Genomic DNA, 10,247 nt, shown 5'->3' with positions numbered 1-10,247 from the left:
CCAGGACCTTGCCGGCCGTCTCGGCAAGCCGCTGAAGGATTGAGGTCAGGCAGACAGCTGAAAAAGCCCGCCCCTTGCGGAGCGGGCTGAGCCGGCGGGCTGGACTGGAGGTCTCAGACGGCCCGCAATTGTTCTTCTTCTATTCGAGATAGCCCGACGGATCGACCGGGGCGGAGTTCTTGCGCACCTCGAAGTGCAGCTTCGGCGAGTCGGTGGTGCCGCTCATGCCGGACAGCGCGATCTCCTGGCCGCGCTTGACCTTCTGGCCGCGCTGCACCTCGATCGAGCTGGCGTGGCCGTAGACGGTGACCAGCCCGTTCTCGTGCCGCACCAGGACGGTGTTGCCGAATTCCTTCAGCCCGTCGCCGGCATAGATGACGACGCCGTTCTCGGCAGCCTTCACCGGCGTTCCCTCCGGCACAGCGATGTCGACGCCGTCCTTGCCGCCGCCAAAATTGGAGATCACGCGGCCGCGCACCGGCCAGCGCATCTTGCCGATGCCGGTAGCATCCGGCGCCACCGCGTCGTCGTCCTCGGCCTGCTGGATGACCTTGGCGTCCTTCTTCGGCGGCGTGTAGGAGGCGAGCGTTTCTGTCGGCTTCGCGGCCGGCTGCGTGGTGGCCGTCGTCACCGGGTCGACCTTGACCGGCTTCGCGGCGGCGACAGTCGCCGTACCGCCGCCGGAACCTTCAGCGTCTGGCCGATCTTGAGCAGACCGTCCTGCATGCCGTTCGCCTGCTTGAGCGACACGACGCCGACACCGGTTTTCCTGGCGATGGACGACAGCGTGTCGCCCTGCTGGACCGTGTAGGTGCCGCCGGCGCCAGCCGGCTTGGCCGAGGCGACCTGCGTCGCAGGCTTGGCGTCCTTCGCCCCGCTCGCGGCGGCGGAAGCATCGACCGGCGCGGCCGACTTGCCGTCCTTGAGCTTCGGCTGCTGCGGCAGCACGGCTACCTTTTCCGGCGCGCTGGCGGGCTTGGGCGCATTGGCGGGCTTGGTGTCGGCGAGTTTCTGCGCCGGCTCCTTGCTCGAATAGGCATAGGCGGGAATGACCAGCTTCTGGCCCGTCTTCAGGCCCTTGATCGGGCTCAGCCCGTTGACCTTCATGATCACGTCGGCCGGCACCTTGTAGTGCTGCGCCAGGCCGGAGATGGTCTCGCCGTCCCGGACCACGATCTCGGTGGCGCGCGGCGTGCCGGCGGCCGCCATCTTCGGCGCGTCGGGCTGCGCCTCCTTGAATGGCTTCGTCGCCGGGGCGACGGTGCCGGTCGTCGTCCTGTCGACATGCGTGGCGGGCTGCGCCAGGACCGGCTCCGAAGCGGTGCGCACCGGCTTCGCGGCGGACGACTGGGCTGGCTGTGACACCGGCGGCGGCAACTGCTGCACCGAAACCGGCTCGAGGCTGGAGCGGCTCACCGACTGTGTATGACTGCCGTCGACAGGCGCCGGCGCCACCGCATCGCCCGGATAGGGCTGGGCGACGTCCTGCTTGTCGATGATGGCGCGCTGATTGTTGGTCGACGAGGTGAAGACGTCGTCGACACCATTGAAGCGGGCGACCTGGGAGCTGCACCCCGCGGCGGCGCCTGCGATCATGAGGATGGCGCAGCCACGCGCCAGATTGCGTCCGTTTGCCTTCAAAACACTGAATTGCATCGCACTAACCCGCACAGACCCGGTACAAACTGGTCATGATTAAAGCGCGTTAATGTTACTGGTCGGTTAACCCCTTAGAATCCGACGAAAATTTTCTTAAAATATTCGGAGGGCGTTAGATGACCGAGGCGACGCTGCGCAGGATCGGCTGCAGCCTGACGATGCCGATGTCCTCGCGCTCGAAGCGGCTACCGACCTTGGTGAGCTTGGCCAGCACCTGCTCGCCCTCCTCCGGGCCGATCGGCGCGATGACCACGCCGCCGCTCGACAGCTGGTCGAGCAGGAAACGCGGCAGGCTGTCGAAGGCCGCCCATGCAACGATGCGGTCGAACGGCCCTTCATTCGGCAATCCGTTGGAGCCGTCCGCCTGCCGGACGATGACATTGCCAATGCCGAGCGCCTCGAAGCGCTGCCTGGCCTGCTCCGTCAGCGTCTTGTAGCGGTCGATGGTGACGACGCGCGCAGCCAGCCGCGACATCACCGCCGCCGTGTAGCCAGTCCCGGTGCCGATCTCCAGCACGCGGTTGCCCGGCTCGATGCCAAGCGCCGCGAGTACCGCGGCCTGCAGGTCGGCGCCCTCGATCGCCTCGCCGCATTCGATCGGCAGCATGCCGTCCGACCAGGCGAGCGAATGGAACTGGCCGGACAGGAAGCCACGGCGCGGCGTCGCCTCGAAGGCGGCAATCAGCGGCTTCGGCGCCGACCCCCGGCCGCGCAGGCGCAGCAGGAAGGCGGCAAAACCTTCGCGGTCGTCGACTGAAATCGGCTGGTTCATGCGAGCGCCTTGGTCAGTTGGTCGCGAATTTCATGAGCTGTAAGGTCGAGCTGCAACGGCGTCACCGACACCAGCCGGTTGCGCATGGCATGGAGATCGGTGCCCTTCTTGCCTTCGACCGGCTCGCGGCCGAAGCGCAGCCAGTAGTAAGGCAGGCCGCGCCCGTCGCGGCGCTCGTCCACCCACAGGCTGTGCACCAGCTTGCCTTGCGAGGTGACGACAGTGCCCTCGATCTCGTCGGGCGCGCAATTCGGAAAATTGACATTGAGCAGCACGCCGTCCGGCAATGGCATTGCGACCAGCTTTTTCAGCAGCGCAGGCGCCAGCGCCTCGGTGGTCTCGTAGGGAACGACGCGGTCCTCGCCGGCATAGGAATAGGCCTGGCTGACCGCGATCGAGCGGACGCCCAGCAGCGCGCCCTCCATGGCGCCCGCGACGGTGCCCGAATAGGTGACGTCGTCGGCGATGTTGGCGCCGGAATTGACGCCGGACAGGATGAGGTCGGGCATGCCCGGCAGGATCTTCTTGACACCCATGATGACGCAATCGGTCGGCGTGCCGCGCACGGCGTAGTGCTTGTCGCCGATCTTCCTTAGCCGCAGCGGCTCGGAGATCGACAGCGAATGCGCGTAGCCGGATTGATCCTGCTCCGGCGCCACCACCCAGACGTCGTCCGACAGCGTGCGCGCGATGCGCTCGAGCGACGCCAGGCCCTCGGCGTGGATGCCGTCGTCATTGGTCAGCAGAATGCGCATTACTTCGATTCGATCTTCGTCAGACCGCCCATGTAAGGCCGCAGCGCTTCAGGAATGGTTACGCTGCCATCCTCATTCTGGTAGTTTTCGATGACGGCGATCAGCGCGCGGCCGACGGCGGTGCCCGAACCGTTGAGTGTATGGACGAAGCGGTTGCCTTTGCCGTCCTTGTCCTTGTAGCGGGCATCCATGCGCCTGGCCTGGAAATCGCCGCAGACCGAGCAGGACGAGATTTCGCGATAGGCGTTCTGGCCGGGCAGCCACACCTCGATGTCATAGGTCTTGCGCGCGCCGAACCCCATGTCGCCGGTGCACAGCGTCACCGTGCGGAACGGCAGCTCCAGTCGCTTCAGCACCGCCTCGGCGCATTCCGTCATGCGCTCATGCTCGGCGATCGACGTCTCCTGATCGGTGAGAGAGACCAGCTCCACCTTGTAAAACTGGTGCTGGCGCAGCATGCCGCGCGTGTCGCGCCCTGCCGACCCCGCTTCCGAGCGGAAGCATGGCGTCAGCGCTGTAAAGCGCAACGGCAGTTTTTCGTGCGCGGTGATCTCCTCGCGCACGAGGTTGGTAAGCGACACTTCGGCGGTGGGGATCAAGCCCAGGCGGCCATCGCCATGCGGAGTGAAGAAGAGGTCGCCCTCGAATTTCGGCAATTGCCCGGTGCCGAACAGCACCTCGTCGCGCACCATCAATGGCGGCTGGACTTCCTCGTAGCCATGTTCGGTCGTGTGCAGGTCGAGCATGAACTGGCCAAGCGCGCGCTCCATACGCGCGAGTTGGCCGGTCAGCACCGTGAAGCGCGAGCCGGAAAGCCTCGCCGCCCGCTCGAAATCCATCATGCCCAGCGCTTCGCCGACCTCGAAGTGCTCCTTCACCCAGTTCGGCCGCGCCGGCGCCTTGCCGACAATGCGCTTGACGACATTGTCATGCTCGTCCCTGCCGACCGGCACATCGTCCAGCGGCACGTTGGGCAGCACGGCCAGCGCGTCGTTCAGCGCCTTGTCGAGCTCGCGCTCGCGCGCTTCGCCGTTCTGGATGAAGGCCTTGATCTCGCCGACTTCGGCCTTGAGCTTCTCGGCAAGCGCCGCGTCGCCCGAACGCATGGCGTTGCCGATCTCCTTTGAGGCGGCGTTGCGGCGTTCCTGCTTCACCTGCAGCTCTGTCAAATGCTCGCGCCGCGCCTCGTCCTTGGCGATCAGCCCGTCGACAATGGATTGCGCCTCCCCGGCTGACCACGAGCGCTTCACCAACGCCTCGGCAAGAGCCTTCGGGTTGTCGCGAATCCATTTGATGTCAAGCATGGTTGTCCGTCCTTGGCTGAGGCCCGAGGGCGTAAACCGCATCCCTGGTCGATGCAAGACGGGCGAATGCCGCCGCCCGTGTTTTTCCGGCTCTGCCTAGCTTGGAGCCTGCGTCGACGACGCATCAGCGGCGTTCTCGGCCATTTCCGTTCCGGCCTCCTGCTTCTCGCGCGCCAGACGGTCCCGCTCCTGGCCGCGTTCGATCAGCCGGGCCGACCATATGGCGACCTCGTAGAGCAGGATGGTCGGGATGGCGAGGCCGATCTGGCTCATCGGATCGGGCGGCGTCAGCACGGCGGCGACGACGAAGGCGATGACGATCGCCCATTTGCGCTTCTCGGCCAGCGCCTTCGACGACAGCATGCCGACCCTGGTCATCAGGCTGGTCACCACGGGCAACTGGAACACCAGGCCGAAGGAGAAGATCAGCGTCATGATCAGGCTGAGATATTCCGACACTTTTGGCAGCAGCGATATCTGCACCTGGTCGTTGGTGCCGGTCTGCTGCATGGCGAGGAAGAACCACATCACCATCGGCGTGAAGAAGAAATAGACCAGCGACGCGCCCATCAGGAACAGGATCGGCGAGGCGATCAGGAACGGCAGGAATGCGTTGCGCTCGTTCTTGTAGAGGCCGGGCGCGATGAATTTGTAGATCTGCGTGGCGATCAGCGGAAAGGCGATGACCATGCCGCCGAACATGGCAAGCTTCACCTGCGTGAAGAAGAACTCCTGCGGCGCGGTGTAGATCAGCTCGACCTTGTGCGGGTCGAGCCCGGCCCACTGGGTCGCCCACTTGAACGGGATGACCAGAAGGTTGAACAGCCGCTTGGCAAAGAAGAAGCAGACGAGGAAGGCGACAAAGAAGCCGCCGAGCGACCAGATCAGCCGCCGGCGCAGCTCGATCAGATGCTCGATCAGCGGCGCCGACGATTTCTCGATTTCGTCTCTTTCCTGGTCCGTGACGCTCACTTGGCGGCTCCCGCCGTCTTCTTAGGCGCGGGCTTCGTCGCCGGCGCGGGCTTCACATCAGCCTTGCTCGCCGCCTTGGTTGCGGCCGGCTTGGATGTCTTTGCTGGCGCGGCTGGCTTGGCCGCTTTCGCTGGCGTCGGCTTTGCCTTCGCAGCCGTCGCCCTCGCCACGGTTGCTGGTGCCTTGACGGCCTTCGCCGTTGCCGGCTTCTTGGCTTCCACCGTCTGCGGCGCCGCCGTTGCAGCGGCAACCGCCGGCGTTACCACGGCATCGTCGGTCATCGCTGGAAAGATCGGCGCCGCCGGCGTCGCTTCCGGCGCCTCGACGCCAGGCAATACCGTGGCGCCGTTCTTCAGCGGTTCGCTGGCTTGTGGCGTCGAAGCAACGGGCGTGGCCGGATCGACGGCAGGCTTCGGCTTCATCGCCGCATCGACGCCAGAGCGGACATCGGCCGCCGCCTGCTCGAACGGATTGAGCTGCTTGCGGATCTCGGCGACCGGGCTGAGCCCCCTGAGCTCGTCGACCGACTTCTTGACGTCGTCGAGCTCGGCTTCCTTCAGCGCCTCGTTGAACTGCTTCTGGAAGTCGGCGGCCATGGCGCGCAGCTTTGCCGTCGTGCGGCCGAACGTGCGCAGCATATTGGGCAAATCCTTCGGCCCGACGACCACGATCATGACGACCGCGATCACCAGCATCTCGGTCCAGCCGACTTCAAACATGGCAATCTGTTCCGACTAGAACCTCGGGCTCAGCTCTTGCTGGCCTTCTCCTTCACCGCCGAAACGGTTTCGTCGGCGCGGTGCTCGACGGTGCGCTTGTCGTCAGCGTCGTCGTCGGCCATGCCCTTCTTGAAGCTCTTGATGCCCTTGGCCATGTCGCCCATCAGCTCGGGAATCTTGCCGCGGCCGAACACCAGCAGCACGATCACCAGCACGATCATCCAGTGCCAAATCGAAAACGAACCCATAGCTACTCTCTCTCGAATGATTTCCCTGGCGATGATCTATGCGTTTTCGCGTTGGGATTCAAACACAACCGCAACAGAGTTGATGAAAGGCGGTCGGAAGTCACGCACTTTTGCCGCGAGTGCCCGCTACGAATCCGCGCAGCCCATCGCCTGCCGGCCGTTTTCAACGGATCTTACGGGTCAATCTTCCGTGACGCGCGGCGTCAACAGGCCGAGTTCCTCGAGGTCGATGTCGGTCAATGCATCCTCGTCCTCGGTCAGCGCGTCAGGGTCGGCCGGCGGCAGCGGCACGGAGAAATTCGATGGCATGCGGGTCGAAAGCAGCCCGGCGCCTTTCAGTTCCTCCATGCCGGGAAGATCGCGGATCTCCTCCAGCGCGAAATGATCGAGGAAGGCGTCCGTCGTGCCGTAGGTGACGGGACGGCCGGGCGTACGGCGTCGGCCGCGCATCCTGATCCATTCCGTCTCCATCAGCGTGTCGAGCGTGCCCTTCGAGGTTTCGACGCCTCTGATGTCCTCGATCTCGGCCCGCGTCACCGGCTGGTGATAGGCGATGATCGCCAGCACTTCGAGCGCCGCGCGGGAGAGCTTCCTTTGCTGGATGGTGTCGCGGCTCATCAGGAAGGCGAGATCGCCGGCGGTACGGAAGGCCCAGGCATCGCCGACACGCACCAGATTGACGCCGCGCCTGGCATAGATCTGCTGCAGGTCGGCCATAGCAGCGGCGACGTTGATGCCGTCGGGCAGACGTGCGGCAAGCTGCTTTTCGCTGACCGGCTCGGCGCTGGCGAAGATGATCGCCTCGGCCATGCGCACGGCTTCCGCCAGAGCGAGCCGCTCGGCCGGATTCTCGACAGAAGCCTGCTCGACCGCAGGTTCCTCGGCCTCGTCCTCGACCTTGAACGGAATGACCGAAGCGTTGGCGCGTTCGCTCATGCTACCACCTCGACTGCCTTTGTGCCTTGCGCGCGGCCGCGCAGATAGATCGGCGCGAACACCTGCTCCTGCCGCAAGTCCAATTTGCCCTCACGCACCAGTTCGAGCGTCGCGGCGAAGGAGCTGGCGACCGCCGTGCGCCGCTCCTCCGGCGCCGCGAGATACTCGATCAGGAAACTGTCCAGCGCCGTCCAGTCGCTGAGCGTGCCGACCAGCCTGTTCAGGATGTCGCGCGCATCCTTGAGCGACCACACGCCACGCCTGGCGATCGTCACATTGTTGATCGCCTGCTTCTGGCGCTGCTGCGCATAGGCGGTGAGCAGATCGTAAAGCGAGGCGGAGTACGCGTTGCGCTTCTCGATGATGACCATCTCCGGCATGCCGCGCGCGAACACGTCGCGGCCGAGCCGGTTGCGGTTGACCAGCCTTGCCGAGGCATCGCGCATCGCCTCCAGCCGCTTCAGCCGGAACTGCAGCACCGCCGCCAGTTCCTCGCCGCTCTCGCCCTCTTCGCCCGGCTGCTTGGGGATCAGAAGTTTCGACTTCAGGAAGGCGAGCCACGCCGCCATCACCAGATAGTCGGCGGCAAGCTCCAGCCTCAGCGCCCTCACCTTCTCGATGAAGGCGAGGTACTGCTCAGCCAGCGCCAGGATCGATATGCGCGCCAGATCGACCTTCTGGTTGCGCGCCAGGTGCAGGAGAAGGTCGAGCGGGCCCTCGAAGCCGGCGACGTCGACGACCAGCGACGGATCGCCGGTGACGCGCGCATCGTCGTTCTCGGCCCACAGACGGTCCATCGGTGCGGCCTTCGCGGCCTTGCTGTCCAATGTTTCCGCCACTGCCCCTGTCTCTTTCCCCTGTCAGGCCACCGCGTCGAAATAGGTGGCAAACTCGGCGCGTATCTCGGTCTCGTTCGCGAGGTCGCGATCTTTAATATAGGACAGCGCCCGCTCGGCGCGCTCGAGCGACTTGCCGGCAAGCGCCGTGGTGCGTGACGCGATGCCTGACATTTCCTCGAAAACGCCGTTGCAGTGAAGGACCAGATCGCAGCCCGCCGCAAGGATCGCCGCCGCCTTTGTCGGGAAATCCCCAGAAAGTGCCTTCATCGAGGTGTCGTCGCTCATCAGCAGACCGTCGAAGCCGATCTCGCCGCGGATGATGTCGTTGACCACCTTTGCCGAGGTCGTTGCCGGGTTTTCCGGATCGACGGCGCTGTAGACGACATGCGCCGTCATTGCCATCGGCAAATGGTTGAGCGCCTTGAACGGAGCGAAATCATGGCTGCGCAGTTCGCTGAGCGGCGTATCGACGGTCGGCAGCTCGAAATGCGTGTCGGCAAAGGCCCGCCCGTGCCCGGGAATGTGCTTCATCACCGGCAGCACGCCGCCCGACATCAGCCCCTCGGCCGCGGCGCGGCCGAGCTCGATCACGGCACCCGGCTCCTTGCCGTAGGCGCGCGCGCCGATGACATCGCTGGCGCCTTCCACCGGCACATCGAGCACGGGCAGGCAATCGGCGGTTATGCCATGACGAAGCAGGTCGAAGGCATGCAGGCGCGCCATCAGCCATGCGGCGCGGCGGCCGGCCTCGCGGTCATTGCGCCACAAGGCGCCGAGCGCGCCACCCGCAGGATAGTTCGGTGCCAGCGGCGGCCGCAGGCGCTGCACCCGGCCGCCTTCCTGGTCGATGAACACCGGCGCGTCCGTACGCCCGACGGTGTCGCGCATCGAGGCCACCAGATCGCGGATCTGCTCGGTCTCGCCGACATTGCGGGCAAACAGGATGAAACCCCAGGGCCGCTCGTCGCGATAGAAGCGGATTTCCTCTGGGGTGAGCGATTTCCCGGCGCAGCCGAGGATCATGGATTTTGATTCGGTCATGCCTTGGAGCTTAGGGCTTCGCGCGGACAAAGGGAATCACCCGCATGACAAGCGGTTGAAGGCCCGATCCCGGTCCACAAAAAACCGGCGCGGCCCTGCGGCCGCGCCGGGTTGACTGGATTGCGCCCAGACTCAGCGCGACACGAAGCAGTTGCCGCCGGCCGCCTTGTAGCTGGTGCACAGGGCGATCGCGTCGTTGCGCGACTGCGCCGGCACGCGGACGCGGTAGAAGGTGCCCTTGCCGGCGATCTCGGCCTTGACGATGTTGGCGGTGCGGCCCGACAGCACGCTGCCGTAGCGGCGCTGCAGGTCCTGGTATGTGGACTGCGCGCTTTCAACCGTCGGCTGCGAGGCGATCTGCATCGACCACGAACCACCACCTGCCGCTGCTGCGCTCGGCGATATGGAGGCGACCTGGTCGGGCTTCACCTCGCCGACGACGTCGACCGGCTGGTCGGACGGACGCTGCGGCGCCACCGGAACAGTGGCCGGCGTATTGGCCGACTGGGTGTGGGTGGTCTGCGTCTTGGCTTCGGCCTTCGCCTCGGCCTTTGGCGCCTCGGCCGGCTGTGCGGCCTCGGTCTGGTCGGCGCTGACAACCTGGTTGGTCGGCTGATCGCTTGCCTGATCGGTCGCCGGCGCCACAGTGCCGGTCTGCTCGGCGCCGGCCTGCGCCGCGGGGGCGACATGCTGCGGCGCCGGATCGGCCGGTTCAGCGGCAGCAACCTGCGAAGCAGCCTCGGGTGCAGGATCCTCGCGCGCAACCAGCGAGCCATCGGGCTTGACCATCATGGTCCTGACCTTGCGTGGCGCGACGGCGACGACTTCCGGATTGGTCCCCTTGTCGGCTTCCTGCAGGACCTGGGCTATGCGATCCTCGGATTTCGGCGCCGGCGCCGCATCGGCGCTGCCCGGCGCATCCACGCCCGGCATCGCCGTCGCGCCACGCAAGGTCAGGACCATGATGGTCAAGCCCGATGGCTCGCTGGTTGCGCGCGAGGA

The 10,247-nt window shown here is 65.6% G+C and carries 10 protein-coding genes and 1 pseudogene; all 11 read right to left on the bottom strand.

What is annotated here, in order from left to right; all coding sequences use genetic code 11:
* Window positions 1-139: 139 nt before the first annotated feature.
* Window positions 140-1,656 (bottom strand): annotated as a pseudogene (locus EN745_RS21360) (peptidoglycan DD-metalloendopeptidase family protein).
* Window positions 1,657-1,771: 115 nt separating this feature from the next.
* Window positions 1,772-2,431 (bottom strand): protein-L-isoaspartate(D-aspartate) O-methyltransferase, encoded by a 660-nt coding sequence (locus EN745_RS21355; protein ID WP_127422192.1) that lies wholly within the window; start codon window positions 2,429-2,431, stop codon window positions 1,772-1,774.
* A complete protein-coding gene (gene surE / locus EN745_RS21350; RefSeq protein ID WP_126054204.1) occupies window positions 2,428-3,186 on the bottom strand; it encodes a 5'/3'-nucleotidase SurE in 759 nt (252 codons plus the stop codon). Before surE ends, EN745_RS21355 begins: the two co-directional genes overlap by 4 nt.
* Entirely contained in the window at window positions 3,186-4,490 is a 1,305-nt protein-coding gene (serS, locus tag EN745_RS21345; protein WP_127422191.1) for a serine--tRNA ligase, read from the bottom strand. Before serS ends, surE begins: the two co-directional genes overlap by 1 nt.
* Before the next feature lie 96 nt (window positions 4,491-4,586).
* Window positions 4,587-5,462, bottom strand: a complete 876-nt coding sequence (gene tatC / locus EN745_RS21340; RefSeq protein ID WP_127422190.1) for a twin-arginine translocase subunit TatC — start codon at window positions 5,460-5,462, stop codon at window positions 4,587-4,589.
* Window positions 5,459-6,181 (bottom strand): Sec-independent protein translocase protein TatB, encoded by a 723-nt coding sequence (gene tatB, locus EN745_RS21335; RefSeq protein ID WP_127422189.1) that lies wholly within the window; start codon window positions 6,179-6,181, stop codon window positions 5,459-5,461. The genes tatC and tatB overlap by 4 nt, the downstream gene beginning before the upstream one ends.
* 29 nt (window positions 6,182-6,210) lie before the next feature.
* Window positions 6,211-6,429 (bottom strand): twin-arginine translocase TatA/TatE family subunit, encoded by a 219-nt coding sequence (locus EN745_RS21330; protein ID WP_126054200.1) that lies wholly within the window; start codon window positions 6,427-6,429, stop codon window positions 6,211-6,213.
* Between the two features lie 180 nt (window positions 6,430-6,609).
* Entirely contained in the window at window positions 6,610-7,365 is a 756-nt protein-coding gene (gene scpB, locus EN745_RS21325) for an SMC-Scp complex subunit ScpB (protein ID WP_127422188.1), read from the bottom strand.
* Window positions 7,362-8,162, bottom strand: a complete 801-nt coding sequence (locus tag EN745_RS21320) for a ScpA family protein (protein WP_127422193.1) — start codon at window positions 8,160-8,162, stop codon at window positions 7,362-7,364. The genes scpB and EN745_RS21320 overlap by 4 nt, the downstream gene beginning before the upstream one ends.
* Window positions 8,163-8,225: 63 nt before the next feature.
* Window positions 8,226-9,245 (bottom strand): beta-N-acetylhexosaminidase, encoded by a 1,020-nt coding sequence (gene nagZ, locus EN745_RS21315; protein ID WP_127422187.1) that lies wholly within the window; start codon window positions 9,243-9,245, stop codon window positions 8,226-8,228.
* A gap of 132 nt (window positions 9,246-9,377) precedes the next feature.
* The coding region (locus EN745_RS21310; RefSeq protein ID WP_145992083.1) for an SPOR domain-containing protein at window positions 9,378-10,247 on the bottom strand (870 nt) is incomplete at its 5' end.

The organism is Mesorhizobium sp. M4A.F.Ca.ET.022.05.2.1 (genome assembly GCF_003998845.1).
Lineage (GTDB): Bacteria > Pseudomonadota > Alphaproteobacteria > Rhizobiales > Rhizobiaceae > Mesorhizobium.
Note: the sequence above shows the minus strand (reverse complement) of the source record. Positions and strands in the feature narration are given on the sequence as shown.

Bases quoted from the DNA above. Each gene is read 5' to 3' on its own strand.
- EN745_RS21355 (WP_127422192.1), bottom strand. From the start codon at position 2,431: ATGAACCAGCCGATTTCAGTCGACGACCGCGAAGGTTTTGCCGCCTTC.
- surE (WP_126054204.1), bottom strand. From the start codon at position 3,186: ATGCGCATTCTGCTGACCAATGACGACGGCATCCACGCCGAGGGCCTG.
- serS (WP_127422191.1), bottom strand. From the start codon at position 4,490: ATGCTTGACATCAAATGGATTCGCGACAACCCGAAGGCTCTTGCCGAG.
- tatB (WP_127422189.1), bottom strand. From the start codon at position 6,181: ATGTTTGAAGTCGGCTGGACCGAGATGCTGGTGATCGCGGTCGTCATG.
- EN745_RS21330 (WP_126054200.1), bottom strand. From the start codon at position 6,429: ATGGGTTCGTTTTCGATTTGGCACTGGATGATCGTGCTGGTGATCGTG.
- scpB (WP_127422188.1), bottom strand. From the start codon at position 7,365: ATGAGCGAACGCGCCAACGCTTCGGTCATTCCGTTCAAGGTCGAGGAC.
- EN745_RS21320 (WP_127422193.1), bottom strand. From the start codon at position 8,162: ATGGACCGTCTGTGGGCCGAGAACGACGATGCGCGCGTCACCGGCGAT.
- nagZ (WP_127422187.1), bottom strand. From the start codon at position 9,245: ATGACCGAATCAAAATCCATGATCCTCGGCTGCGCCGGGAAATCGCTC.